The sequence below is a fragment of the Bacteroides sp. ET489 genome, assembly GCF_030518095.1.
Classification (GTDB): Bacteria; Bacteroidota; Bacteroidia; order Bacteroidales; family Bacteroidaceae; genus Bacteroides; species Bacteroides ndongoniae.
The window spans coordinates 1-26,838 of record NZ_JAULLJ010000007.1; the positions used below are offsets into that span (position 1 = coordinate 1).

20 protein-coding genes and 2 tRNA genes are annotated in these 26,838 nt (G+C 43.5%); 14 read left to right on the forward strand and 8 right to left on the reverse strand.

Annotation, left to right across the window (positions count from 1 at the left end; genetic code table 11):
- Positions 1-306 precede the first annotated feature (306 nt).
- The 7 genes from Q3C19_RS05460 (at position 307) to bla (ending at position 8,046) form a co-directional block, all read left to right on the forward strand.
- Positions 307-489: a hypothetical protein gene (locus Q3C19_RS05460; protein ID WP_022163336.1), complete on the forward strand. Its 183-nt coding sequence runs from the start codon at positions 307-309 to the stop codon at positions 487-489.
- Between the two features lie 213 nt (positions 490-702).
- Positions 703-1,842 carry a glycosyltransferase family protein gene (locus Q3C19_RS05465; protein ID WP_022163335.1) on the forward strand — a complete coding sequence of 380 codons (1,140 nt, stop codon included), beginning with the start codon at positions 703-705 and terminating at the stop codon, positions 1,840-1,842.
- Between the two features lie 54 nt (positions 1,843-1,896).
- Positions 1,897-3,972 (forward strand): RNA degradosome polyphosphate kinase, encoded by a 2,076-nt coding sequence (locus Q3C19_RS05470; RefSeq protein ID WP_022163334.1) that lies wholly within the window; start codon positions 1,897-1,899, stop codon positions 3,970-3,972.
- Positions 3,973-3,974: 2 nt separating this feature from the next.
- The gene (locus tag Q3C19_RS05475; RefSeq protein WP_022163333.1) at positions 3,975-4,880 is read left to right on the forward strand and encodes a ppx/GppA phosphatase; all 906 of its coding nucleotides are present in this window, start codon (positions 3,975-3,977) and stop codon (positions 4,878-4,880) included.
- 253 nt (positions 4,881-5,133) lie between these two features.
- Positions 5,134-6,228 (forward strand): Nif3-like dinuclear metal center hexameric protein, encoded by a 1,095-nt coding sequence (locus Q3C19_RS05480; protein ID WP_071150704.1) that lies wholly within the window; start codon positions 5,134-5,136, stop codon positions 6,226-6,228.
- Between the two features lie 4 nt (positions 6,229-6,232).
- Positions 6,233-7,063, forward strand: a complete 831-nt coding sequence (locus tag Q3C19_RS05485; RefSeq protein WP_022162685.1) for a zinc ribbon domain-containing protein — start codon at positions 6,233-6,235, stop codon at positions 7,061-7,063.
- An 83-nt stretch (positions 7,064-7,146) separates the two neighbouring features.
- Positions 7,147-8,046, forward strand: a complete 900-nt coding sequence (bla, locus tag Q3C19_RS05490; protein WP_302727980.1) for a class A beta-lactamase, subclass A2 — start codon at positions 7,147-7,149, stop codon at positions 8,044-8,046.
- Here bla and Q3C19_RS05495 read toward each other — a convergent pair.
- A complete protein-coding gene (locus tag Q3C19_RS05495; RefSeq protein WP_022162687.1) occupies positions 8,031-8,480 on the reverse strand; it encodes a type I restriction enzyme HsdR N-terminal domain-containing protein in 450 nt (149 codons plus the stop codon). The genes bla and Q3C19_RS05495 overlap by 16 nt on opposite strands.
- Before the next feature lie 66 nt (positions 8,481-8,546).
- On the opposite strand from Q3C19_RS05495, the gene Q3C19_RS05500 reads away from it, so the two are divergent.
- The 5 genes from Q3C19_RS05500 to Q3C19_RS05520 all read left to right on the forward strand — a co-directional run bounded on the left by Q3C19_RS05500 (position 8,547) and on the right by Q3C19_RS05520 (position 13,561).
- Positions 8,547-9,323, forward strand: a complete 777-nt coding sequence (locus Q3C19_RS05500) for an AMP nucleosidase (protein ID WP_022162688.1) — start codon at positions 8,547-8,549, stop codon at positions 9,321-9,323.
- A gap of 15 nt (positions 9,324-9,338) precedes the next feature.
- The gene (holA, locus tag Q3C19_RS05505) at positions 9,339-10,358 is read left to right on the forward strand and encodes a DNA polymerase III subunit delta (protein WP_071149632.1); all 1,020 of its coding nucleotides are present in this window, start codon (positions 9,339-9,341) and stop codon (positions 10,356-10,358) included.
- Positions 10,359-11,346: 988 nt separating this feature from the next.
- The gene (locus tag Q3C19_RS05510) at positions 11,347-11,814 is read left to right on the forward strand and encodes a helix-turn-helix domain-containing protein (protein ID WP_071149631.1); all 468 of its coding nucleotides are present in this window, start codon (positions 11,347-11,349) and stop codon (positions 11,812-11,814) included.
- 71 nt (positions 11,815-11,885) lie between these two features.
- On the forward strand, positions 11,886-12,662 hold the full coding sequence (locus Q3C19_RS05515; protein ID WP_277120912.1) for a dihydroorotate dehydrogenase electron transfer subunit: 777 nt from the start codon (positions 11,886-11,888) through the stop codon (positions 12,660-12,662).
- Complete coding sequence (locus Q3C19_RS05520) at positions 12,650-13,561, forward strand: dihydroorotate dehydrogenase (RefSeq protein WP_022162692.1); 912 nt, start codon at positions 12,650-12,652, stop codon at positions 13,559-13,561. The genes Q3C19_RS05515 and Q3C19_RS05520 overlap by 13 nt, the downstream gene beginning before the upstream one ends.
- A 113-nt stretch (positions 13,562-13,674) precedes the next feature.
- On the opposite strand, the gene trmD is transcribed toward Q3C19_RS05520, so the two are convergent.
- Positions 13,675-14,352 (reverse strand): tRNA (guanosine(37)-N1)-methyltransferase TrmD, encoded by a 678-nt coding sequence (gene trmD / locus Q3C19_RS05525; protein ID WP_022162693.1) that lies wholly within the window; start codon positions 14,350-14,352, stop codon positions 13,675-13,677.
- Between the two features lie 112 nt (positions 14,353-14,464).
- On the opposite strand from trmD, the gene ligA reads away from it, so the two are divergent.
- Together ligA and dapA are read left to right on the forward strand one after the other, a co-directional pair.
- Entirely contained in the window at positions 14,465-16,462 is a 1,998-nt protein-coding gene (gene ligA, locus Q3C19_RS05530) for an NAD-dependent DNA ligase LigA (protein WP_302727760.1), read from the forward strand.
- 97 nt (positions 16,463-16,559) lie between these two features.
- Positions 16,560-17,453: a 4-hydroxy-tetrahydrodipicolinate synthase gene (gene dapA / locus Q3C19_RS05535; protein WP_302727762.1), complete on the forward strand. Its 894-nt coding sequence runs from the start codon at positions 16,560-16,562 to the stop codon at positions 17,451-17,453.
- A 246-nt stretch (positions 17,454-17,699) separates the two neighbouring features.
- Here dapA and Q3C19_RS05540 read toward each other — a convergent pair.
- The 6 genes from Q3C19_RS05540 to Q3C19_RS05565 all read right to left on the reverse strand — a co-directional run bounded on the left by Q3C19_RS05540 (position 17,700) and on the right by Q3C19_RS05565 (position 26,100).
- A tRNA-Arg gene (locus tag Q3C19_RS05540) sits at positions 17,700-17,773 on the reverse strand.
- 21 nt (positions 17,774-17,794) lie between these two features.
- Positions 17,795-17,868: transfer RNA gene (locus Q3C19_RS05545), tRNA-Arg, on the reverse strand.
- A 74-nt stretch (positions 17,869-17,942) separates the two neighbouring features.
- Entirely contained in the window at positions 17,943-20,237 is a 2,295-nt protein-coding gene (locus Q3C19_RS05550; protein ID WP_302727764.1) for a patatin-like phospholipase family protein, read from the reverse strand.
- Between the two features lie 116 nt (positions 20,238-20,353).
- Entirely contained in the window at positions 20,354-21,109 is a 756-nt protein-coding gene (locus Q3C19_RS05555) for an exodeoxyribonuclease III (protein ID WP_022162697.1), read from the reverse strand.
- Positions 21,110-21,407: 298 nt separating this feature from the next.
- Positions 21,408-23,456 (reverse strand): molecular chaperone HtpG, encoded by a 2,049-nt coding sequence (gene htpG / locus Q3C19_RS05560; protein ID WP_277120916.1) that lies wholly within the window; start codon positions 23,454-23,456, stop codon positions 21,408-21,410.
- A gap of 109 nt (positions 23,457-23,565) precedes the next feature.
- Positions 23,566-26,100 carry an ATP-dependent Clp protease ATP-binding subunit gene (locus tag Q3C19_RS05565; RefSeq protein WP_071149625.1) on the reverse strand — a complete coding sequence of 845 codons (2,535 nt, stop codon included), beginning with the start codon at positions 26,098-26,100 and terminating at the stop codon, positions 23,566-23,568.
- Positions 26,101-26,838 lie beyond the last annotated feature (738 nt).

The following is a 26,838-nucleotide window of genomic DNA, read 5'->3' on the forward strand; positions in this document are numbered from 1 at the left end:
TTACACAAGTTTCACACATATCCAAATTCTCAGCCAACTTATTGGATGGATTATGAATTATTGCGAAGCCGTATTCTGCCATAAATATCTAACTTAAGATGCATTGCGATAGGCCAAAGATAAAGAAAATTCTGAATAAAAGAAAGGATTAAGTCAAAAAGTCACACACACCGCAAAATAAAAAAACAATGAAGCCGGACTGATCCATAAAGGGAATCCCGATATTTACCGTTTTGTAATCCCGCCTACACACGTTTGAAACAAAGTTAGGGCATCTTTGCAATGTCAAAAAAAGGAGGACTAATTATGAAACTGAACAGAAACGAATACGCTATCGAGGCCGCAGCAGGCGGTGGCTTTTATGCTTACATCGTAAACAATACACTATGCAGCGCCTACGGAGAAACTCCGGACGAAGCTTACCTGAACCTGGAACAGACTGTAGACGACTTTGTCAGCGACATGTATATGGTTGAAGAATTTGTTTGATATTGAACTGCCTGCACAACGGCAGCAGTAACTTTTCACACACGAAAGTAAATCCATAAATTCTCTTAGGGTCATGTCGGCGTGATGCCGGCATGACTTATTTTATAACCCAATTGTCACACCTTCTACATCCTGACGTAACATGAAAACATGACCTTTGTAAAGATGAAAAAAGAGAAGATGTTTTTTGTAAACCATTAAATCAGCAAACAGATGAAAGTTATCTTTATCGTTCAAGGAGAAGGACGCGGACACCTGACACAAGCCATCACCATGGAAGAACTGTTGCGCCGCAACGGACACGAAGTAGTAGAAGTGCTGGTAGGAAAAAGCAATTCGCGAAGGCTTCCCGGATTTTTCAACCGCACCATACAGGCACCGGTAAAACGGTTCATCAGTCCCAACTTTCTCCCGACTCCGGCCAACAAACGAATCAACCTGCCCCGCAGCATCGCATACAACCTGCTGAAAATACCGGCATACATCAAAAGCATGCACTACATCCGCCAGCGCATTGAGGAGAGCGGGGCCGACCTTGTCATCAACTTCTACGAACTACTGACCGGGCTGACCTACTGCTTTATGCGTCCCTCCGTCCCACAGATCAGCATCGGACACCAGTACCTCTTTCTGCATCCCGACTTCGAATTTCCTCCCCGGCAGTCCGTCAGCCTGACGCTGCTACGGCTCTTTACCCGACTGACCTGCATAGGAGCCAAAGAAATATTGGCACTATCGTTCCGCGACATGGCCTACAACCCTTCGACCCGCATAAAAGTAGTGCCGCCCTTGTTGCGAAAAGAAGTATTGGCATGCGAAAGCAGCCAGGGAAACTACATACACGGCTACATGGTGAACGCCGGTTTCGGAGAAAGCATCATGAACTGGCACGCGCGGCATAAAGAAGTACCCCTGCACTTCTTCTGGGACAAACAGGATGAAGAAGAAATATGCCAGATAGACGAAACGCTGAGTTTCCACCAGATAAACGACGTAGAGTTTCTGCGCTACATGGCCGGATGCAAGGCATACGCCACCACGGCAGGCTTCGAGTCGGTGTGCGAGGCCATGTATCTGGGCAAACCTTTATTGATGGTTCCCGCTCACATCGAACAAGACTGCAATGCTTACGACGCTGTCCGCAATGGAGCAGGAATCACCTCCACCGAATTCAACCTGGAAGAATTGTTGGAATTTTCAAAAGGCTACCGGCCCAATCAAGCGTTCATCGACTGGGTGCACACTTGCGACTGGCGCATCTTACGCTGCATCGAGAATTCGCTTTCACCGACTCGTCTGCCCGTCACCATCCGTCCTTATCCTTATTGTAACATTTCTGACACACATTTGTAACATCAGTGGGATACTTTTGCAAGTCAGAAAATAATCTATTCATCGTAACAAAATATGATCAGTAAAAAAGAGTTGTCTGACGCATACGTCGACCGAGACTTAAGCTGGATGTATTTTAACCGACGCATCCTGCAAGAAGCAATGAAACCCCATATCCCATTGCTGGAGAGACTAAGCTTCCTTGGAATCTATTCGAACAACCTTGATGAATTCTTCCGTGTACGTATGGCCACCCTTAGCCGTATAGCCGAATGCGATGACAAAGGAGTGCGCTCGGAACGTGAACATGCGCAACGACTCATCAAACAGATCAACAAGCTGAACAACAAATATGTCAAAGAGTACGAGTCGGCCATTCGGGACGTTACCGGCCAATTGCGACACGAAAACATATTCATCGTCAAAGAAGACGAACTGGACGAAGAACAGCAAAACTATGTCCGCCAGTTCTATCGGCAAAAGTTAAGCGGTTTTGTAAGTGCCATCTGGCTTTCGGCCGTAAAACAGCTGACCGACGAAACCGACGAAAACATTTACCTGGCTGTGAAGATGCAGGCCAATGGCAAGAAAACATTCGACTACGCGCTCATAGCCCTTCCCGTAGCCGAATGTGGACGTTTTGTCCGTCTGCCGGACAAAGATGGAAAAAGCTATCTGATGTATCTGGATGATGTAATCCGCTATTGCCTGCCGATGATTTTCGCCGGACTGGGATATAGCTCGTTCAACGCATACGCCTTTAAATTCACCAAGGATGCCGAAATGGAGATTGACAACGACCTTCGCAACGGCATGCTGCAAAAGATATCCAAAGGAGTAAAAAGCCGCAAGAAAGGTGATGCGCTACGAGTGATATACGACAGCCAGATGCCCAAGGACATGCTGAAACGGGTAATGAACAAACTGAATCTGGACAAGCTGGACACCGTATTGAGTGGAGGACGCTACCACAACCATAAAGACCTGATGTCTTTCCCCGACTGCGGACGCAAGGACCTGAAATACCCGGTATGGGCTCCTGTCATCAAGCCCGAACTGGACAGCGGAAAAAGCCTGCTTAAGCTGATACAGGAAAAAGACCGGTTTATCCACGTTCCCTACCACAGTTTTGACTATTACATCCGTGTGTTGCAGGAAGCTGCAGTCAGCAAAGAGGTGAAAAGCATCAAAACCACCCTTTACCGACTGGCCAAAGATTCCAAAGTAGTAAAGGCCCTGATTTGCGCAGCACGCAACGGCAAGAAAGTAACGGTTGTCATCGAACTGCTGGCACGCTTCGACGAAGCTTCCAACATTGGCTGGTCAAAGAAGATGCAGGATGCGGGTATACACGTGATATTCGGCGTAGAAGGCCTGAAAGTTCATTCCAAGATCACTCACATTACCATGAAGACAGGTAATAACATAGCCTGCATCAGTACGGGAAATTTCCATGAAGGAAACGCACGAATGTATACGGACTACATGGTGATGACTGCTGCACGCAACATCGTCAACGACGTAAATTCGGTCTTCACGTTCATTGAGAAGCCTTATTCGCCTGTACACTTCAAAGAGTTACTGGTATCGCCCAATGAAATGAAAAACAAGTTTATCAAACTGATCAACGACGAAATCAAGAACAAGCAGGCTGGCAAACCGGCTTACATACTGATCAAAATAAACCACATAACCGACACTACAATGGTGCGGAAACTGTACGAAGCATCGTCCAACGGTGTTCCCATCCGTTTATTGGTAAGAGGTAACTGTTCGCTGATAACCGGCATTCCGGGACTGAGCGATACGATACACATCAATGGTATAATCGACCGCTATCTGGAACACTCGCGCATCTTCATCTTCGCTGCCGGCGGAGAAGACAAGACATTCATCGGTTCGGCCGACTGGATGCCACGCAATCTGGACAATCGGGTAGAGGTAGTTACGCCTGTGTATGACCCGCAAATCAAAGCAGACTTACGAAAAGTAATAGAGTATGGGCTGCGTGATACCTGCCAGGGACGCGTAGTAGATGGGAAAGGGGACAACCAGCCATGGACTTCTGAAGAAGGAACTCCATTCCGCTCGCAAGAAGAATTATATTACAGCTATTGCAATACCACACCAGACAATCAAAAACAAGAATAACAATGAGTAATAAATGCTATGCCGCCATCGACATCGGTTCGAATGCAGTGCGGTTGCTAATCAAAAAAGAAAAAGAAGACGAAAACCTAATCAGCAAGCGACTGTCAAAAGTCATGTTGCTACGAGTTCCCCTGCGGTTGGGATTCGATGTCTTTTCTTTAGGAGAAGTTTCTGAAATAAAACTCGTCAAGCTGAGAAGACTGATGAAAGCTTTCCGCCAACTGATGAAGATATACGAAGTGACCGACTACCGTGCATGTGCTACCTCTGCCATGCGCGATGCCAAAAACGGGAAAAGTGTCATCAAGAAGATTCTGAAAGACACAGGCATCAACATCGAAGTAATTGATGGCCAGGAAGAAGCACATATGATCTACAACAATCATATAGAATGTATGGAAGACCGTACCGGAAACTATATTTATGTAGATGTCGGCGGTGGAAGTACAGAAATCAACCTGCTGACCAATGGTGAATTGGTTCAGTCGCTTTCGTACAATATAGGAACCGTACGCATCCTGAGCGGAGCCGTAAAAGATGAAACCTGGGCACAGATGAAAGACGACCTGACACGGCTTACGGCCGACTTCCAAGGTATCAACATCATCGGATCGGGAGGAAACATCAATAAACTGTATCGTCTGGCCGAGAAAAAGGATAAAAAGAAGATGAGGATGCCTATCGCTTCTTTGCAAGGATTATACGATGAACTCAAACCGCTGACACCCGAACAGCGCATGAATGAATTCAGTCTGAAAGCCGACCGCGCAGATGTCATTGTACCGGCCGCCGAAATATTCCTGACCATAGCCAATATCGTAAAGGCCGAATACATCCATGTACCTGTAATAGGACTGGCAGACGGAATTATCGACAGTCTGTATTCCAAGCAGCTAAGTAAAGAATAAACCTGCACCCATACCCCAAAGCAATATACAAGAATAAGGAAAGTGTGTCATGCCTCTCTCCGGATAAGCTTGTCGGATTTTATCCGCAATAATCCATATCCTGCGAGAAAGCATAACGCACTTTCCTTGTTTTTTCCCATTCTTTTTAGTCCTAATTTATTCCCCAATACTCTGCTCTATTTCTAAAAAAAACAAAAATCAGAGTTGCGTACATGCTTTTTTCGTATATTTGCAGACAATTTTTTCCATTTATATGAAGATAAAGGAAGTAGTATGCGCCCTTGAACGGTTCGCGCCTCTGCCATTGCAAGACGGATTTGACAATGCCGGTTTGCAAATAGGATTGACAGATGCGGAAGCAACAGGGGCTTTGTTGTGTCTTGACGTTACCGAATCCGTTCTGGATGAAGCAATTGCTTTAGGATATAACCTGATCATTGCGCATCATCCGCTTATTTTTAAAGGATACAAATCCATTACAGGAAAGGATTATGTAGAACGTTGCATTCTGAAGGCTATCAAAAACGACCTTGTCATCTATGCAGCCCATACCAATCTGGATAATCTGCAGCAAGGAGTCAATTTTAAAATAGCAGAGAAAATCGGATTAAAAAACACCCGTATTCTGCTGCCGAAAGAAAACTCTCTGTTGAAGCTGGTAACATTCGTACCGCTGATGCAAGCAGAATCGGTCCGAAAGGCTTTATTCGATGCAGGTTGCGGCTGCATAGGCAACTATGATTCATGCAGTTACAATGTAGTAGGAGAGGGCACCTTCCGTGCATCGGAGGGTACACATCCCTTTTGTGGAAACATTGGAGAGTTGCATACCGAAAAGGAAGTGCGGATAGAAACTGTGCTGCCTGCATACAAAAAGGCAGAAGCAATCAAAGCGCTGCTTCACGCACACCCTTACGAAGAGCCTGCTTACGACCTGTACCCGCTGCAAAACTCATGGGGACAGGCTGGCTCAGGTCTGATTGGAGAACTGGAACATCCTGAAACAGAGCTGGAATTCCTGAAAAGGATAAAGAAAACGTTCGAAGTGGGATGTCTGAAACACAATAAACTGACAGGAAGGGAAATACAGACTGTAGCTTTATGTGGTGGTGCGGGATCCTTTTTAATCCCTCATGCCATACGCAATCAGGCAGATGTCTTCATTACCGGTGAAATAAAATACCATGACTATTTTGGCCTTGACACAGAAATACTGCTGGCCGAAATAGGGCATTATGAGAGCGAACAATATACGAAAGAAATATTTTATACAATAATCAGGGATTTGTTTCCCACTTTGGACATACAAATGACTAAAGTAAATACAAATCCCATAAAATACATGTAAAGCAATGGCTAAAGAAGCAAAAAAAGATCCACAAGAACTGACCGTGGAACAAAAGTTGAAAACGTTGTACCAACTACAGACAACCTTGTCCAAAATCGACGAAATTAAAACATTAAGAGGCGAACTGCCGTTAGAAGTGCAGGATCTGGAGGATGAAATAGCAGGTTTAAGTACTCGTATCGAAAGAATTAAATCTGAAATTGCAGAACTGAAGACTTCTATAGCAGGCAAAAAAGTTGAGATAGAGGCAGCTAAAGCTTCTGTTGCAAAATACAAAGAACAACAGGATAATGTCCGCAATAACCGGGAATATGATTTCCTGACCAAAGAAATTGAATTCCAGACACTGGAAATCGAACTCTGCGAAAAAAGAATCAAAGAGTTTACTGCACAGGAACAGGCAAAGACTGCTGAAGAGGCAGAAAGCTCAAACACCCTGGAAGAAAGAAAGAAAGACTTGGAAGTAAAGAAGAACGAGCTGGACGAAATTATTTCTGAAACCAAGCAGGAAGAAGAAAAACTGAGAGATAAGGCTAAAGACCTTGAAACCAAAATAGAGCCTCGTCTGCTTCAGTCGTTCAAACGAATCCGTAAGAATTCACGCAACGGTCTGGGCATCGTCTATGTACAACGTGACGCATGTGGCGGTTGCTTCAATAAGATTCCGCCTCAGAGACAACTGGATATTCGCTCACGCAAAAAAGTCATTGTATGTGAATATTGCGGACGCATCATGATAGACCCCGAACTGGCTGGAGTAACTCCTGAACATAAAGAAGAGCCAGTAAAGGAAAAGCCGACAAGAAGCAGAAGAAAAATAGCTGACGCTGATTAAAAAAGAATAAAAAAAGTCCGATTTGTCCGCATTACTTTGCAAAAGACAGATCGGACTTTTTTTCATGAGGAAACGCCATGAAACTGAGAACTACATTCATTTTAGTAAGTTATTTGTTTAGTGTAACAACTCTCTGTGCACAAAACACAACATTACAATCCAGAATTTCAGACTTCCTGAAAAACAAAAAAGCTACGGTAGGAGTCTCCGTTCTGACGGAAAGGGGAGATACGATACTCTATAACAACAATTTACGTTATCCGCTCCTTAGTGTTTTCAAATTTCATATAGCATTGGCCGTTTTAGATAAAATGGATCATGCCGGCACATCTTTGGATAGTATTTTGCACATCAGCTCGTCTCAGCTACAGAAGAATACCTATAGTCCCTTACGAGACAAATACCCCAATCAAGACATCAATATCTCACTACGTGACTTATTGAAATACAGTGTCTCACTCAGTGACAACAACGCCTGTGACATTTTAATAGATTATGCAGGAGGCATCTCAAAAGTAGATAGCTACATAAGAAAGCTGGGTATCAAGAATTTCCATCTTTCGGAAACAGAAAACACCATGCATCAGGATCCGGAAAAGGCGCCTTATAACAATTGGAGTTACCCGTCAGAAGCAACCCGGCTGCTTTTCATTGCAGATACAAAAACGCTGTTTGCCAACAATTACAAAGAGTTTCTCACAGAAATCATGCTGGGTACAACTACTGGCACAGATAAGTTAAAAGGCCTATTACCTCCCTGCACTCAAGTAGGGCATAAGACCGGTTCGTCCGATCGGACCCCAAACGGAATGAAGCTTGCAGACAATGATCTGGGCTTCGTCACGCTACCTTGCGGGGTGAAATATTACATTGCAATCTTTGTGATGAACTCATACGAAACCGATCAAGAAAACGCTTCTATCATTGCATTCATCTCAAGACTGATTTACGACGAACTGAATACACGCTATAACAACCGGTAATCCGGTATGTCCTGCAAAAAGGTATAAGTATTCCGCTCGTAATCCATACGACAACAATAATGTTGTATACCGTTGCTTACCACCAGATAATCTACCTTAAGCACCATATTATAGCGCGTTATCTGATTGAATACAGCTTGTGTAATCACTACATCCGGTGCTTTGTATTCTACAATCATCTGTGCACTAAGATCGCGACGATAAAGCACAGTATCACAGCGTTTTCTTGTCCCATTCAATTGCAACTGTACTTCATTAGCCATTAAAGCCTGCGGATATCCTTTATAAGTCAACAGGAAGTGAACAAAATGCTGGCGAACCCATTCTTCTGGTGTCAATGCTACATATCGGCGACGTATTATGTCGAAAATAGCCTTTTTCCCATCTTTTACGATAATTTTAGCATCGAATGCTGGCAAATTTAACGATAACATTTACTACATTTGTGAATTTAATAATAGATGCATCCTTTTTAGAAGGTGCAAAAATAATGAAATCTTATGAAAACAAAGGAAGAAATTGTAGCTAATTGGTTACCTCGTTACACAAAACGTAGTCTGGAAGATTTTGATGAGTATATATTGCTGACTAATTTCAATAAGTATGTAGAAATCTTTGCCGAAAAGTTTAATGTACCAATCTTAGGAAGAGATGCCAATATGATATCAGCAAGAGCTGAAGGCATAACGATAGTAAACTTTGGAATGGGAAGTCCCAATGCGGCAATTATCATGGATTTATTAAGTGCTATTCATCCCAAAGCATGCCTGTTTTTGGGGAAATGCGGAGGAATTGACCGTAAAAATAAAATAGGGGATCTTATTCTTCCCATTGCCGCAATTCGTGGAGAAGGTACCTCCAATGATTATTTTCCTCCAGAAGTGCCGTCACTGCCTGCATTTATGCTACAGCGTGCCGTTTCATCTGCTATTCGTGACTATGGCCGCGATTACTGGACCGGTACCGTTTATACTACTAACCGACGAATCTGGGAGCACGACGACGCCTTCAAGGAGTATCTGAAGAAAACTAGAGCAATGGCTGTCGATATGGAAACCGCCACCTTATTCAGCTGTGGATTTGCTAACCACATTCCTACTGGTGCTCTGCTTCTGGTTTCCGATCAGCCTATGATTCCGGAAGGTGTCAAAACAGAAAAAAGCGACAATCTCGTAACCCAAAACTACGTAGCAGAACATGTAGGTATCGGAATAGAGTCTTTACGTATGATTATCGATGAGAAAAAAACCGTAAAACATCTGAAATTCGACTGGTAAAACCACTCCATTTATATGACAAAACAAGAGATAACATGTGATGATATTTTAAGAGAACTACGCTCGAAACAGTATCGTCCTATCTACTATCTGATGGGGGAAGAGGCATACTATATTGACCTCATCTCTGATTATATCATGGACAATGTTCTGACTGATACGGAAAAGGAATTCAACCTTTCTGTAGTTTATGGTGCAGACGTAGATATCGCTACAGTCATCAATGCAGCCAAGCGATATCCTATGATGTCCGAACACCAGGTCGTTATAGTGAAAGAAGCTCAATCGATTCGCAATATAGACGAACTTTCCTATTACCTGCAAAAGCCTCTCAGATCCACCATACTGGTCATGTGCCACAAACATGGAGTACTGGACCGAAGGAAAAAATTAGCTGCTGAAATAGAGAAAGTGGGCATCTTATTCGAATCAAAGAAGCTAAAAGAGGCCCAACTTCCGGCATTTATCACTTCCTATATGAAACGTAAAGGGGTAGATCTGGAGCCTAAAGCCACTTCTATGTTAGCCGACTTTGTGGGCACAGACCTTAGTCGGCTGACTGGAGAGTTGGAAAAATTAATCATTACACTTCCTAAGGGGCAGACTCGTGTCACCCCAGAACAAATTGAACGTAACATAGGTATAAGCAAAGACTATAATAACTTTGAGCTTCGAAGTGCATTGGTAGAAAGGAATGTTCTAAAAGCTAATCAGATAATAAACTATTTTGAGAAAAATCCTAAAACCAATCCTTTACAGATGACCTTATCTTTACTTTTTGGCTTTTATTCAAACCTCATGTTAGCCTATTATGCACCAGAAAAATCAGAACAGGGAATTGCCTCTTTCCTGGGATTGAAAAGTCCATGGCAAGCCAGGGAATACCAAACTGCCATGAAACGATACAGTGGTGTAAAGACAATGCAAATCATAGGGGAGATCAGGTATACTGATGCCAAATCAAAAGGTATTGGTAACTCATCATTGACAGATAGTGAGCTTCTTCGAGAATTAGTTTTCAAAATACTACACTAAAAAGAATAAAATATCCTTATACTTATTTGCTATAACAATAGTCTGTAACATCTTTCGTTTACATATTATCTGCACTACTTACAATCAGCAAGCTGCAAATAAGAAGTGAATAGTCGGCAAAGCTTATAAGTCCCCTTAGGGGATCTATTTCTTTATAATAGTTTTTTCCGACTATTCACAAGATTCATTAACGGCAACTTCACTTTTTCCTCTTCTACCATTCATTCCTATTATTAATTCATGCTCAAAGCCATTATTTTCTAGAAGCGAAGTTATTTATAAATAGGAAATCGGATATATTATTCTGTTTTTCAACAGATTATAGCCAAATAAAGCTTTTTAGAATCACAAATTTGCACCCCGATCACATATCCGGTAAAATTAAGCCCCAAATTTTAGGTTTAACCAGATTTTCTTTGTTTAAACCTAGGTGTTAGCATAATTAGAGAAGGTTTAACTTCACAGATTCTTTTCAATTGTAATATTCAATAAAGTAAATCACGAATATTACATTTATAATAATACTTAAATACTATAAATAATATTCCCAAAATACATAAATCTTAATCATCGTACATACCATTCCAAAAGTATAGCACTTAATCACAAATATAATATGTATGAGTCAATAGAATACATATTCATATCTATAATAAAATCAATATCAATAGAATCAGTAGATTAGAAGGATTATCTATTGTGAAAATTTAAATAAAATATAACTGATATATAATAATAACCAGTTAATAGAATAAATAAGCCATAATACGATACGATAATCAACTGCATATCATTTATTTATATATGAATTATAAACTAAAAGATTAACATATAAACAGGGTTATTACAATCGTATATATAACAAACGAAATAATTCCATTACTTATGTATAATACTGTATTTACAAAAATATATTTGCTATTGTAATTTTAATACTTTATCTTTGTAATCCATAAAATACAAAAATACATTCATAATAATATATGGTATGAGCATAAAGGACCGATTAAAAATGATTATGGACCGTGAGAAATTAACGGCTGGTGCCTTTGCCGAGAGCATCGGCGTAGCCCAAGCCACCATTTCACACATATTGGGAGAACGCAACAAATATCCAAGTACCGAAGTTATCCTTCGCCTTCACCAACGTTATAGCGATATTAATTTAGAGTGGCTACTGACAGGTAATGGAGAAATGAGCAAAGACTCATCTTACTCCACTGCTAGTTGCCCGGATTTCGACTATCCCTTATTTGCTGAGAATGCAGAAAATCCGTCCAATGGGACAGACAAAACTGAAAATCGCAAGGAAATCGCATTAGGAACGCCTCAGAACAGTCCTAATAGCATTGTTAGACAAGAAGTTATCTATAAAGAAAAGCCTGCAAAGAAAATAACGGAAATAAGAATTTTCTTCGACGATAATACTTACGAAATATTCAAACCCGAAAAATAATCTGTAAAAATGCCTATTTCCATAAATTGGCGTATCTTTGCCACACGAAGATAAATATCTCTTAATTGAATATGAAAAAATACATTTTAGATCTTATTGTAGCAGAAAACATCAGACTGCATACAAATTACGCTTTACTAAAATTGACCTCATCTTCTCCTCTTCCGGAGATGCGCCCTGGGCAATTTGCAGAAATTCGAGTAGACGGATCACCCACTACTTTTTTGCGCCGGCCAATATCCATCAATTATGTAGATACTTCCCGCAACGAAGTATGGTTCCTGGTTCAATTAGTCGGAGACGGAACTAAGCGCTTGGGAGAGGCAAAAACAGGTGATACGATCAATGTTGTACTTCCCTTGGGAAATGGCTTTACAATGCCTCAAAAAGCTTCTGACAAGCTGTTATTGGTAGGTGGAGGTGTAGGAACTGCCCCCATGCTTTACCTGGGAGAGCAACTGGCTAAAAACGGCCACAAACCCACCTTCCTTTTAGGTGCCAGAAGCAGTAAAGATCTGCTCCAACTGGAGCAATTTGCCCAATACGGTCCAGTCTATACCACTACAGAAGATGGCAGCCATGGCGAAAAGGGATATGTAACACAGCATTCCATTTTAAACCAAATAGACTTTGAACAGATTTATACTTGCGGGCCCAAGCCAATGATGATGGCTGTAGCCAAATATGCCAAAAGCAAAGGTGTCAACTGCGAAGTCTCATTGGAAAACATGATGGCTTGTGGTTTAGGCGCCTGCCTGTGCTGTGTAGAAAACACCACAGAAGGGCATTTATGCGTATGTAAAGAAGGTCCGGTTTTTAATATAAATAGATTATTATGGCAGATTTAAGTGTAAATATCGGTGAATTACAAATGAAAAATCCGGTAATGACAGCATCCGGAACATTTGGATACGGTGAGGAGTTTGCAGACTTTATAGATATAGCGCGAATAGGGGGTATTATTGTAAAAGGAACCACTCTTCACAAACGTGAAGGAAACCCATATCCCCGTATGGCAGAAACCCCTTCAGGCATGTTAAACGCTGTGGGACTGCAAAATAAGGGTGTCCATTACTTTGTTGAACACATCTATCCCAGAATAAAAGATATCCAGACCAATATGATTGTTAATGTGTCGGGAGCAACTGTCGAAGATTATGCCGAAACCGCTTCTATCATTAACGAACTTGACAAAATTCCTGCCATTGAATTAAACATCTCCTGCCCGAACGTAAAACAAGGAGGAATGTCTTTTGGCGTAACAAGCAAAGGCGCTGAAGAAGTAGTAAAAGCCGTACGCTCGGTCTATAAAAAAACGCTTATTGTGAAACTGTCTCCCAATGTCACCGACATTACCGAAATAGCCCGAGCTGCCGAAGGAGCAGGTGCCGACAGCGTTTCATTGATCAATACTCTGCTTGGAATGGCTATCGATGCCGAAAAAAGACGCCCCATACTCTCTACCATTACAGGCGGTATGTCAGGAGCAGCAGTCAAACCCATTGCCCTGCGCATGGTATGGCAAGTTGCCAAAGCAGTAAAAATACCTGTCATTGGTTTAGGAGGAATCATGAACTGGAAAGACGCAGTAGAATTTATGCTAGCTGGAGCCTCTGCTATACAAATCGGTACTGCAAACTTCATTGATCCTACTGTCACCATCAAAGTTGCCGAAGGTATCAACGACTACTTGGAAAGACATAAATTCAGTTCCGTACGCGATATTATCGGTGCGCTTGAGGTGTAATAGATTACAACAGCACATCCTTCGCATACAAAAACAAGAAAAGAGGACATTTCAACGAAAGTCCTCTTTTCTTGTTTTCATACAACTTTTATTTCTGTTTCCAGGTTGATTCTCTATTCCCCCAACAAGTCAGGACGAAGTCTTCTGGTACGTTCCAAGGACTGTTGTAGCTCCCATTCCTTTATTTTAGCCTCATGGCCCGAAAGTAAAATTTCAGGAACCTTCCATCCTTTATAATCAGCAGGGCGAGTATACACAGGCGCAGCCAGCAAATTGTCCTGAAACGAATCGGACAGAGCAGATTGTTCGTCTGATATAACACCGGGAATAATACGCACAATTGCATCGGCCATAACAGCCGCAGCCAGTTCGCCTCCGGTAAGCACATAATCTCCTATGCTGACCTCCTTCGTAATAAGGTGCTCACGGATACGATAGTCGATGCCCTTAAAGTGACCGCAAAGAATAATGAGGTTTTGCGCCAGCGACAGCGTATTAGCCATAGGCTGACAAAACTTTTCCCCATCCGGGGTGGTAAATATTACTTCATCATAGTTTCGTTCTGCTTTCAGGCTGTTGATGCAACGCTCAATAGGCTCTATCTTCATAACCATTCCAGCAAATCCTCCGAAAGGATAATCATCCACACGGCGATATTTGTCTTCAGTATAATCACGCAGATTATGAATACATATTTCCGCGAGTCCCTTGTTCTGAGCACGCTTCATAATCGAACAATTGAAGAATCCTTCAATCATTTCCGGCAGAACTGTGATAATGTCTATACGCATATTACTTGATTTTTTGCAAAAATACAGCAAGTTCTATTTTCACGCAACAAAAGTAAGAATATTCGCAGAGAAACCGCTATTTTTGCATTCAGACAATTGAACCAGATATATTATGAATATAAAAGAAAGAATAGAGGAACTGCGTGCCGAGCTGCACAGGCACAATTACAATTACTACGTGCTGAACGCTCCCGAAATATCAGATAAACAATTCGACGACATGATGCGCGAATTACAGGATCTTGAGAAAGAACACCCTGAATATCAGGATGAAAATTCTCCTACCATGCGCGTCGGAAGCGATATCAACAAAAACTTTACCCAGGTAGCCCACAAATACCCTATGCTTTCTTTGGGGAACACCTATTCGGAAAGCGAAGTTGCCGAATTCTACGAACGGGTTAAGAAAGCCCTGAATGAAGATTTCGAGATCTGCTGCGAACTTAAATATGACGGCACTTCCATATCGCTGACTTACGAGGATGGAAAACTGATACGCGCAGTCACCCGGGGAGACGGAGAAAAAGGAGATGACGTAACGGACAATGTAAAGACCATACGCTGTATACCTCTGGTATTACACGGCAATTATCCTCCTTCTTTCGAAATCAGAGGTGAGATATTGATGCCTTGGGTTGTTTTTGAAGAGCTGAACCGGGAAAAAGAAGCGCGCGAAGAGCCGCTATTTGCCAATCCGAGAAATGCGGCTTCGGGCACTTTAAAACTGCAAAACTCCGCTATCGTAGCCTCGCGCAAACTCGATTCGTACTTATATTACCTGCTTGGCGAGAATCTGCCGTGCGACGGGCATTACGAAAACCTGCAAACTGCCGCGCAATGGGGGTTCAAGATATCGGAACACATGAAAAAAGCACATACCTTACAAGAGGTTATGGACTATATCAACTATTGGGATACGGAACGTAAAAACCTGCCCGTAGCGACAGATGGCATTGTGCTGAAAGTAAACAGTCTGAGACAGCAAAAGAATTTGGGATATACCGCCAAGTCACCCCGATGGGCCATTGCATACAAATTTCAGGCAGAGCGTGCCCTGACCCGACTGAACAAAGTGACTTATCAGGTAGGAAGAACCGGAGCCATCACTCCTGTTGCCAACCTGGACCCCGTTCAGCTGTCCGGTACCATCGTCAAACGTGCCTCCCTCCACAACGCTGACATCATCGAAGGCCTGGACCTGCACATAGGCGACATGGTCTATGTAGAAAAAGGAGGAGAAATCATCCCTAAAATAACCGGGGTAGACAAAGAAGCCCGTACTATGCTGATAGGCGAAAAGGTCAAATTCATCACCCGCTGTCCGGAGTGTGGAAGCCAGCTGATACGCTACGAAGGAGAAGCCGCCCATTACTGCCCGAACGAAACGGCATGTCCTCCGCAAATCAAAGGAAAAATAGAGCATTTCATCAGCCGCCGGGCCATGAACATTGACGGACTGGGACCTGAAACAGTAGACATGTTCTATCGTAAAGGACTGATAGCGAATGCTGCCGACCTGTATACACTTACAGCCGACGACATAAAAGACCTGGAACGAATGGGAGAAAAGTCTGCCGATAACATAATCAAAGGAATTGCCAGCAGTAAAGATGTGCCTTTCGAAAGGGTACTTTTCGCTTTGGGTATCCGATTTGTCGGCGAAACCGTAGCCAAAAAGATTGCCAAGTCGTTTGCCAATATCGAAGAACTGGAACAAGCCGATATGGCCACTCTGACAAATATCGATGAAATCGGAGAAAAAATAGCGCAAAGCATCGTCAGCTACTTTGCCAACGCTTCGAACCGTCAGCTGGTAGAACGGCTGAAAGAGGCCGGACTCCAGTTTTCGAGAAGCGAAGAAGACCTGAGCGGATATACCGATAAGCTGAGCGGACAATCCATCGTGATCAGCGGAGTATTCCAGCATCACTCGCGCGATGAATACAAAGCTCTGATCGAGAAAAACGGAGGAAAAAATTCCGGAAGCATCTCTTCGAAGACTTCCTTTATCTTGGCTGGCGACAATATGGGGCCTGCCAAACTCGAAAAAGCCCAGAAACTAGGTATAAAGATAATGAACGAAGACGAGTTTTTGGAACTTATTTCCTAACATTTTTCTAGTGAAAACTTTTTTAATGGTTATATTTGTAGGCTAAATCGAAAAAAATCGTACTTTTGCGAATCATTAAGACATACTTATAAAACTCATGATACAGACAAGATTGAAAGGAATGGGAGTAGCACTGATTACTCCGTTCAAAGAGGATGAAAGCGTAGACTACGACGCACTGATGCGTATGGTAGATTACTTGCTGCAAAACAATGCCGATTTTCTGTGCGTACTCGGCACAACGGCTGAAACTCCCACGCTGACCGAAGACGAAAAAAGAACCATTAAGAAAAAAGTCATCGAACGCGTGAACGGCCGAATCCCAATCTTGCTGGGAGTAGGCGGAAATAATACACGCGCCGTGATAGAAACGTTGAAAAACGACGATTTTACAGGTGTAGATGCTATTTTGTCTGTGGTACCATACTACAACAAGCCATCGCAGGAAGGCATATATCAGCATTATAAAGCCATCGCCGAAGCTACAGAGCTCCCGATTGTACTTTATAACGTACCCGGACGTACAGGAGTCAACATGAAAGCCGAAACGACTTTGCGCATTGCACGCGATTTCAAGAATGTCATCGCCATAAAAGAAGCTTCGGGCGACATCACCCAAATGGACGACATCATCAAGAACAAACCCGCAAATTTTGACGTTATTTCGGGCGATGACGGCATGACCTTCCCCCTGATCACCTTAGGGGCTGTCGGCATCATATCGGTCATCGGAAATGCCTTTCCGCGCGAATTCAGCCGCATGGTACGCCTGGCCTTGCAGGGTGATTATGCCAATGCACTGACGATTCATCATAAATTTGCCGAACTTTTCAAGTTGTTGTTTGTCGACGGTAATCCTGCAGGAGTAAAAGCGATGCTAAACGCCATGGGCATGATCGAAAACAAATTGCGTCTCCCGCTAGTTCCAACGCGAATCACCACGTTCGAAGCCATACGCAACATCTTGAATGAGTTAAACATCAAATGCTGATATCACAATAGCAAAGAAAACAAAAAAATGGAGTAGAAAGAATGTGGATAGCTTTCTACTCCATTTTTTATTTTATCTCACCTCATAATCCTCAAACAAATAGTCCAGCAAATTCTGCCCAGTTAGGAAAATATTTTTTCCCAGTTAGGAAAAAAATATTAGCTAACTAGGAAAAAAATCACGCATAAGTGGGGATCTGTGGGTATAAACAAAAAACCCCGACAAATCTCTTGCAGGGGTTCTCTGTGATCGCGACAGGATTCAAACCTGTAACCGGCTGATCCGTAGTCAGCTACTCTATTCAGTTGAGCTACGCGACCTTCTATTATTATGAAAACTTGTGACCGCGACAGGATTCAAACCTGTAACCGGCTGATCCGTAGTCAGCTACTCTATTCAGTTGAGCTACGCGGCCTCTTTGTTTAACGGGTGCAAAGATACAGCATATTTTTGAATTAGCAAACAATTCTCCTATTTTTTTGAAAAAAATCATTCAATAAACCTATAATTGAATAACTGCCATCCTAACGTAATACCTACATTCCACTCCTTTCTCGGTGAACTATAGTGATTTACGTATGCTGAAATAGCTCCAAAGGGCAAATGGCATACGACGGACAATTCTCCCAAATATTCGAAGCGACTGAATACTTTTCCATAATATGCCTTATTAAAAGAGTTCTTCTTAATGGGGAAAATTGGCACAAATCCATAAAATTCGGTGCGAACCTGAAACATATCATTCAATACATATATCGGCTTAATACCTGCCGCTATGTACTGATTGGCGCGAAAAGCTTCGTTATACATCAATTCGCTGTGTGGAGTAGGCGAAAAATCGCATGCCTGCATCATGGTGGCCGTATAGTTCTCCGAAAAATTCTTCGAAGAATAAACAGCCTCGGCCATCCAGCCTAAGGTAAACTTCGGGCTCATGGTATGGTAGGCTTCTTTCATATAAGAAATCTGAAGCCACGACTGCCTTTCTTTCCACGTAGCCGTTTCCGGAGAATTTCCAGGAATGAACTTTTCCTTTCCGGTGAAAATCTGTGCAATCAATTTTTCATAATAGCCTTTCGTAGCATATTGTCTGGCATTAAGCGTACTCCCATAAAAGCCTATAGCCCCTCCCAACAAACGATACATACTTTGATCCGAACGATCCTTCTCAAAATCGATCACATTCGACTGGAAGTAATTATCCTCCAGTTTTCCTATTCCAAAGCTAAATTCAGCCCGTTTGTTGGCAAGAAAGGGCAAGGAAACCATCAGTTTCAGGAAACGCTCGTCTTTCGAATTAAATGAAGGAATATCGTGCCTCGAAAACAGTTTATCCTTTTTATAATAATCAAATGTACTGATCGAACCGATCAGACGGTAAGAAGTAGGCACACGTGTCGGCAAATCGAACCGAGCCATAAACTGGGCATTATTGTAGATTTTTCCTATCTGCCCGTCAATCGTCACTTCCTTCGAATAATAATTCAAGTTCTGATAACCCACTCCCAAATAAATCTGATTGGAACTGGTAGTAGATACGCTTCCACCAATGCGCACCGAAAAATTATCTTCCATCTTTACCTTTAACCGGAGGGAATAAAGGTCTGTTTGCGGGTCATAAACCGCATGAGGGATAATTTCCGAAATCATGTTATCGGCCAGCAAGCGGAAATATCCCCGTTTCAAATCCTCATAAGTAAACACTTCATGAGGATCGTCATGAAATTCCTTTTTTATATAGGCCTGCTGCTGCGCATTGGCACCTTCAATATAAATGTCACGGAAACGAAATTGCGGAAGATTACTCCGATATACCATTCGCCGCAGACGCACGTTGTCAGCATTTGCCCGTCGATGAATGCGGCTTTTTATGGAGTCCATGATACTCATCGTACGGTTATAGCCGATATCATGCAACTCGTCCAAGCGGTCAAAGTCCAGTAAACTGACATCATCGTATTTGAAAGTCATCACTATGCCCAACGAATCCGGAATGGAATAGTCGGTCTTTTGCATCACCATATTTTCAATCTGGCTCATCAGATCGTTTTCATTCGGTTTACTGGGATTCGCAGCTACCACGCTGCCGATGATCACATCAGGATGGAAATCCTCACGCATCACATCTGTAGGGAAATTATTATAAATACCGCCATCATAAGCCAGTATGCTGTCTATTTCGATCGGCTTGAACACAAACGGAAAGCTCATAGAGGCCCTGACAGCATCGCCCAAATCTCCATTACGCATCACCAGAGGCTTCTTATTGTATACATCGGAAGCTATACAGCGGAAAGGAACAAACAAATCGTCAAAATTGCCATGACACGCCGCCGTAGAACGTGCAAAAAGCTCTACGAAGACCAAGTTCATCTGTATAGGATTGACCATACTGGTAGGCAGTCTTAACGACTTGGCACGCAATGAATCCCTAAAAGCAAAACGGATATTAAGAAACTCCGGCGTAGGCCGTCCTTTCTTAAAATAATATTCATACTGAGGTTCCACCTGCCCGGAATACCAGCGTTTAAAGTCGGGAGAACGCAAAAGCGCCTCCATGTCATCGGGCGAATATCCCATGGCATATAAAGAACCGACAATAGCTCCCATGGAAGTTCCTGCGATATAGTCGATGGGAATATTGTTTTCTTCCAAAGCTCGGATAATACCGATATGAGTCATGCCTTTAGCACCACCACCACTTAACACAAGCCCAACTTTCTGAGCCTGCGCTATGTAAAAACAGCACAATGCCAATACCAAAAGCAACAAATATCTTTTCATGGTTTACAACCGACTAATGAGTTCATAGATATGAGATTAATGCTCAAATATAAAAAATAGTCTACTAAAAAGCACGATTTCATCGCGCTTTTTAGCAATGCACCCGAAAAAAGATACTAAAAATCAATATCAACTTCTACCGGACAATGATCGGAACCATATATATCGGTATGTATTTTTGCATCTTTCAGCAACGGTTGCAGACGGTTGGAAGTCAGAAAATAGTCAATACGCCACCCCGCATTCTTTTCACGGGCACGAAAACGGTAAGACCACCACGAATAGATATCTTTTTGCTCCGGATAGAAATAGCGGAACGTATCGGTAAAGCCAGATTCCAGCAAAACGGAAAATTTTTCCCGTTCTTCGTCAGTGAAACCTGCATTGCGGCGATTGGTCTTCGGATTTTTAAGGTCTATTTCCTTGTGGGCCACATTCAAATCACCACATACGACAACCGGCTTACGGGCATCAAGCGAAAGAAGGTAATTCCGGAAATCATCTTCCCACGTCATACGATAATCAAGCCGCCGGAGTTCGTCCTGCGAATTGGGAGTATACACGGTAACCAGATAAAAATCGGGCATTTCAAGCGTGATGACACGTCCTTCCTTGTCATGATGCTCAATATCAATGCCTTTCGTAACCTGTATCGGAGTATGGCGGGTAAAGATAGCCGTTCCCGAATAGCCTTTCTTTTCTGCATAATTCCAATAGGAAGTATAACCCTCGAACTGCAAGTCCAATTGTCCTTCCTGCATTTTGGTTTCCTGCAGACAGAAGAAATCGGCATCCAACCGCTTGAAAGCATCTCCAAACCCTTTATCGTTACAGGCACGCAGCCCGTTTACATTCCATGATATAAACTTCATATACAACAAATTTATAGTTATTCATACATTCTTTCATACCGATAGTCCGACTGTTTCAGGATGCATCCGGAAAACCTTACCTACAAACAGATACGCAACATCCGGCAAATCATATACAAACATATAAAAAACTCTGATAACACTCAAAACTATACAACCACGTTTTTCAATAAAGCGCACAAAAGGAGATCTGTAGACCATATTTTCCACTGGTATGAGCAGCAAACTCCATACACAAAAAAGAGGATGCATTTCCATAGGAAACACATCCTCCATATATCTGGTAGAAAAAGAATGATTACTTAATGAGTTCCAGGCTTCTCTTGACAAAGTCGTTCAGCGAAGCACCTTTCAGCATACCATTCTGAAGCAAAGCCAAATCGATAAGCTGGCGGATAACTTTGTTCGTTGAAGCATATCCGGCCCAAATATTCTCTTTCTGCTTCTTCAGTTCTTCCCACTTTTTATCGAGTTCGTTCACTTCGTCTTTCTCTGCTGTAGGAATTTCCTCATCCTTCTTACCTTCCTGAGCTTTCTTCAACTCTGTCCGGCGGTTATGAACTTCGTCCATTTCCTTCTGAACCGGAGCGATTTCTGCACCACAGGCAGCTTCTTCACCAGCCAACACTTCCTTAACCAGCGGATGATCAGCATTGAGCACCAGATTGAACATGTCAGGCATTTCTCCATAGAAGCTCATTCCAGCTTGGATATTAGCCATTTCCTTCATACGGCGCATATATTCGCTCTGTGTGATCATCACCGGTGCTACATTTTCGCCCAACGCCTGAGCGGAAACGTGGAAGTCAGCCTTCTCAATCGTAGGCAGCTGACTCTTGAACAAGTGTGCAAGCGCCTCCTGCTTAGCTCCTTCGAGCACTTCGGTTTTCTTGTCTTCCTTCACAATCAGATTGTCAATCACGTCGCTGTCTACACGGGTGAAGCGTGCTTTTTCCAGTTTTTGCTCCAACATACCTACTACGGCAATGTCCAACTGACCGTCCATCAACAGCACATTATAGCCTTTGTTCTTAGCGGCTTCAATGTAGCTGTATTGCTCGTCCTTGTTGTTGGCATATAGATAGATCAGATTGCCGTCCTTGTCTGTCTGATTATCCTTGATCAACGTCTTATACTCATCGAACGTATAGTACTTGGAATCGGTGTCGATGAAAAGGGCGAAATCTTTGGCTCTGTCGTAGAAATCTTCCTGAGTCAGCATACCGTAGTTGATGAAGATCTTCAGGTCGTTCCACTTTTCTTCGAACTGCTTGCGGTCGTTCTTGAAGATAGATTGCAGACGGTCGGATACCTTCTTGGTGATATAGGTAGAGATCTTCTTCACATTGGAATCGCTCTGCAGGTACGAACGCGATACGTTCAACGGAATATCCGGCGAATCAAGCACACCATGAAGCAGAGTCAGGAAGTCGGGCACGATGCCTTCGACAGAATCGGTTACATACACCTGATTGCAATAGAGCTGTATCTTATTCTTAGTCAGTTCGATATTGCTCTTTACCTTCGGGAAGTAGAGCACACCGGTCAGATGGAACGGATAATCTACATTCAGGTGAATCCAGAACAACGGTTCATCGGACATCGGATAAAGATCGCGATAGAACGCCTTATAATCTTCGTCCTTCAGTTCGCTGGGCTTACGCGTCCACAGCGGAGTAGTCTCGTTGATAATGTTATCCTCGGCAGTTTCTACCTGCTTGCCATCTTTCCATTCTTTCTTTTTGCCAAAAGCAACGGGTACGGGCAAGAAGCTACAGTATTTCTTCAGCAGGGTAGAGATGCGTGACTCTTCGAGGAATTCCTTGCAATCATCGTCGATATAGAGCACGATGTCGGTACCACGGTCGGCCTTGTCGCAATCTTCAATGGTAAACTCAGGACTTCCGTCGCAAGTCCACTTCACCGCCTGAGCTCCTTCCTTGCACGACTTGGTAATGATTTCCACCTTTTTGGCTACCATGAAAGCCGAGTAAAATCCAAGTCCGAAGTGACCAATAATGGCATTGGCGTCGTTCTTGTATTTCTCAAGGAAGTCGTTGGCTCCTGAAAAGGCTATCTGATTGATATATTTGTCTATCTCTTCGGCAGTAAGTCCCAAGCCACGGTCGGACACGGTAATAGTATCTTTACCCAGTGTGACGTGAATGGTCAAATCGCCCAGTTCGCCTTTATATTCGCCGATGGATGCGAGGGTTTTCAGCTTTTGGGTAGCATCTACCGCATTGGATACTAATTCACGCAAGAATATCTCGTGATCGCTGTACAAGAACTTTTTAATAACGGGGAATATGTTTTCGGTTGTTACCCCAATGTTTCCTTTCTGCATAATAATAGGATATTTTAGGTTTTACTTTTTATTCTTTGCCCAAATGAAAACAAAAAAAATGCCAGTCCCGCAGGAACTGACATTTTGTCTGTATGAGATAGAAATTCTGTCAAGCCTTTTGCATCTTCAGCTCATCTTTGCCGGCATCCCATGTGACACGGATAGTATCACCAGTCTGTGCTTCGCCCGAAACAATCAGCTCGGACAAACTGTCTTCCAGATAAGTCTGAATGGCACGCTTCAACGGACGGGCTCCGAACTGTACGTCGTAGCCTTTCTTGGCCAGGAATTTCTTGGCTTCGTCGTCCACGTCAAGGTGGTATCCAATGGCTTCCAACCGTTCGTAGAGGCCCTTCAGCTCTATATCTACGATGCGTGTGATGGCATCGAGCGACAGTTGGTCGAAAGTTATAATCTCGTCAAGACGGTTCAGGAACTCGGGCGAGAAGGTCTTGTTCAACGCCTTCTGAATAACGCCACGTGAGTATTCCTTATCGTCGGTACGATTCTGTGCGGCAAATCCGACACCACGGCCAAACTCCTTCAGCTGACGGGTTCCAATGTTGGAAGTCAGGATGATAACGGTATTCTTGAAGTCGATCGTACGGCCTACATTATCGGTCAAGCGTCCTTCGTCGAGCACTTGCAACAGAATATTGAACACATCGGGATGTGCCTTCTCGATTTCATCCAGCAGGATGATGGAGTAGGGTTTGCGACGCACCTTTTCGGTCAGCTGCCCGCCTTCCTCGTAGCCTACATATCCGGGAGCGGCACCAATCATGCGCGACACGGTATACTTCTCCATATATTCGCTCATGTCGATACGTATCAGTGCATCGTCCGAGCCGAACATATAACGTGCCAACTGCTTGGCCAAGTGAGTTTTACCCACACCTGTAGGTCCTAGGAACATGAAGGTACCAATGGGACGGTTAGGATCTTTCAGGCCTACACGGCTACGCAGGATAGCCTTCACCAGTTTGTCGATGGCGACGTCTTGCGCAATGACTTTCGACTGAAGAGCTTCCTTCATACCAGCCAGTTTCAATCCTTCGGCCTGCGCCATACGTTGCACGGGCACGCCCGACATCATTGACACGACGTTGGCTATCTCTTCTTCGCCCACCGTCTGACGGTGATCTTTCAGATGAGCTTCCCAGTCGGCTTTCATCGACTCCAGTTGAGCCGAAAGCTCTTTCTCGCGATCGCGATAGCTGGCAGCCAGCTCAAAGTTCTGCGACTTCACGGCTTCGCCTTTCTGTATGCGGGCTTCTTCTATCAGTTTTTCCTGTTCTTCAATCTCCTTTGGAGCGTTGATATTGGTCAGATGCACACGCGAACCGGCTTCGTCGAGGGCATCGATGGCCTTGTCAGGGAAATTGCGGTCGCTGATATAGCGGGCTGTCAACTTGACACATGCTTCCAAGGCTTCGTCAGTATAGGTGACGTTGTGATGGTCTTCGTACTTATCCTTGATGTTCTTCAATATCTGAAGGGTTTCCTCGGCTGTGGTAGGCTCTACCATTACTTTCTGGAAACGACGCTCCAAAGCTCCGTCTTTCTCGATGCTCTTGCGGTATTCGTCCAACGTAGTAGCGCCGATGCACTGTATCTCGCCACGAGCCAGTGCCGGCTTCAGCATATTGGCGGCATCCATGCTTCCTGCGGCAGCTCCCGCACCGACAATGGTGTGGATCTCGTCGATGAAGAGGATGACATCCGGATTCTTCTGCAACTCGTTGATAATGGAACGGATGCGCTCTTCAAACTGACCGCGGTATTTGGTACCGGCCACCACGCTAGACATGTCGAGCATAACGACACGCTTATCGAAGAGGACACGCGACACCTTCTTCTGATTGATGCGCAACGCCAGGCCTTCGACAATGGCCGACTTGCCCACACCTGGTTCGCCTATCAGCACGGGATTGTTTTTCTTACGACGGCTTAAAATCTGGGCCAGACGTTCAATCTCGCGCTCACGACCTACGACGGGATCGAGTTTGCCTTCGGCAGCAGCACGGGTAATGTCCGTACCAAAATTATCAAGTACGGGAGTATCGTTAGCCGACTTCCGTGCCGTGGTTTGCGCCGTCGACGACGAACTACCTGCATTGCGACCGTTGTCTTGTCCGGAACGGGGCATGTCCATTTCTTCCTCATCATCGTCGTCTTCGGTAAAGCCCATACCCGCATTAGGGTTGGTCGACTTCTTAGTAAGCACTTCGTATACTGACTGGTAGCTTACATAGTCGTCATTAAGCACCGTCGCAGCCATGTTGCTCTCGTCTTTCAGGATAGCCAGCAACAAGTGCTCCGTATCGGCCTGTTCGCTTTTCAGCAGACGGGCTTCGAGCATACTCATCTTAAGTATGCGTGTTGCTGTGGGCGAAAAGGACATATCGCCTTCGGACAGCAAATTATCGTCTTCGACATCTCTCAGTTCGTCTTCGAGACGCTTCTTGATTTGATTCAGATTTGCATCGAGTTTCTCCAGCACTTCTACAGCCTTTCCGCCGCCGTCACGCAAGATGCCGAGCAGCAGATGTTCGGGTCCGATGATGCTGTTTCCCAGCCGATTGGCTTCTTCTTTGCTATAAGTCAGTACGTCTGAAACTCTTTGTGAAAATTGACTGTTCATTGATTATCTCCTTTATATTAGGTTATATCCGGGACAAAGATACACATTTTTAGCGTGTGCACATCGCCGTTGCTTAATATTCTACAAATCTCATGCCAAGAATTGTGTGACAAACAGTCTCACGGAGAACCACCAGACAAGGTGTCACCAAAACGAAAGAATTGATTTCATTTGGGCACAGATTTTCTACTTTAGCCATCATGAGTATTATTCATAACTCGCCAAATAGAATGAAAAAGAAGAGGAAAAGCATCCTCGCAGAGGAGAAAAACGTATGTAAGCCGGCTTCAGATTGCTTCTTGCAAAGGATAACATTACTTTTCGGACAGAAAAACATTGCTTTTGGCGCACCCAAACATCGACTTTCTCACCGCAAAGAGGCACTTTCGTCGAGCAAAAGAGGGAAGAAAACCCTCAAACGAATAAGAAAACCCTCCGAAAACACCGTTTTCGGTCTAATTCTCTTCTATTTCAAATGTAAACATTTCGCTATTCCACTGAATACAAGATAGTAAGACGTTTACCGCTTCATTTTTTTCCATCACTCCCAACATCCGTCCGAAATACGCGATTCTCAGGCAGTCAGAAAAGCAAAGTGTCATTTTGCTAACGGACAGATTCCTTTTTCGAAGAGGGGAGTATACCTTTATTTATATAGTAATATTCACTCCGCTTGCTTCCTGCCAACTTTCTCGCCGAAACTTTCTTTTCGAAATGTTTTCGTATGTCGTAAAAAAG

Bases quoted from the DNA above. Each gene is read 5' to 3' on its own strand.
- Q3C19_RS05495 (WP_022162687.1), bottom strand. From the start codon at position 8,480: ATGTTATCGTTAAATTTGCCAGCATTCGATGCTAAAATTATCGTAAAA.
- Q3C19_RS05470 (WP_022163334.1), top strand. From the start codon at position 1,897: ATGATCAGTAAAAAAGAGTTGTCTGACGCATACGTCGACCGAGACTTA.
- Q3C19_RS05510 (WP_071149631.1), top strand. From the start codon at position 11,347: ATGAGCATAAAGGACCGATTAAAAATGATTATGGACCGTGAGAAATTA.
- Q3C19_RS05550 (WP_302727764.1), bottom strand. From the start codon at position 20,237: ATGAAAAGATATTTGTTGCTTTTGGTATTGGCATTGTGCTGTTTTTAC.
- Q3C19_RS05485 (WP_022162685.1), top strand. From the start codon at position 6,233: ATGGCTAAAGAAGCAAAAAAAGATCCACAAGAACTGACCGTGGAACAA.
- Q3C19_RS05500 (WP_022162688.1), top strand. From the start codon at position 8,547: ATGAAAACAAAGGAAGAAATTGTAGCTAATTGGTTACCTCGTTACACA.
- ligA (WP_302727760.1), top strand. From the start codon at position 14,465: ATGAATATAAAAGAAAGAATAGAGGAACTGCGTGCCGAGCTGCACAGG.
- holA (WP_071149632.1), top strand. From the start codon at position 9,339: ATGACAAAACAAGAGATAACATGTGATGATATTTTAAGAGAACTACGC.
- Q3C19_RS05475 (WP_022163333.1), top strand. From the start codon at position 3,975: ATGAGTAATAAATGCTATGCCGCCATCGACATCGGTTCGAATGCAGTG.
- Q3C19_RS05465 (WP_022163335.1), top strand. From the start codon at position 703: ATGAAAGTTATCTTTATCGTTCAAGGAGAAGGACGCGGACACCTGACA.
- trmD (WP_022162693.1), bottom strand. From the start codon at position 14,352: ATGCGTATAGACATTATCACAGTTCTGCCGGAAATGATTGAAGGATTC.
- Q3C19_RS05520 (WP_022162692.1), top strand. From the start codon at position 12,650: ATGGCAGATTTAAGTGTAAATATCGGTGAATTACAAATGAAAAATCCG.
- Q3C19_RS05565 (WP_071149625.1), bottom strand. From the start codon at position 26,100: ATGAACAGTCAATTTTCACAAAGAGTTTCAGACGTACTGACTTATAGC.
- htpG (WP_277120916.1), bottom strand. From the start codon at position 23,456: ATGCAGAAAGGAAACATTGGGGTAACAACCGAAAACATATTCCCCGTT.
- dapA (WP_302727762.1), top strand. From the start codon at position 16,560: ATGATACAGACAAGATTGAAAGGAATGGGAGTAGCACTGATTACTCCG.
- Q3C19_RS05480 (WP_071150704.1), top strand. From the start codon at position 5,134: ATGAAGATAAAGGAAGTAGTATGCGCCCTTGAACGGTTCGCGCCTCTG.
- Q3C19_RS05555 (WP_022162697.1), bottom strand. From the start codon at position 21,109: ATGAAGTTTATATCATGGAATGTAAACGGGCTGCGTGCCTGTAACGAT.
- Q3C19_RS05460 (WP_022163336.1), top strand. From the start codon at position 307: ATGAAACTGAACAGAAACGAATACGCTATCGAGGCCGCAGCAGGCGGT.
- Q3C19_RS05515 (WP_277120912.1), top strand. From the start codon at position 11,886: ATGAAAAAATACATTTTAGATCTTATTGTAGCAGAAAACATCAGACTG.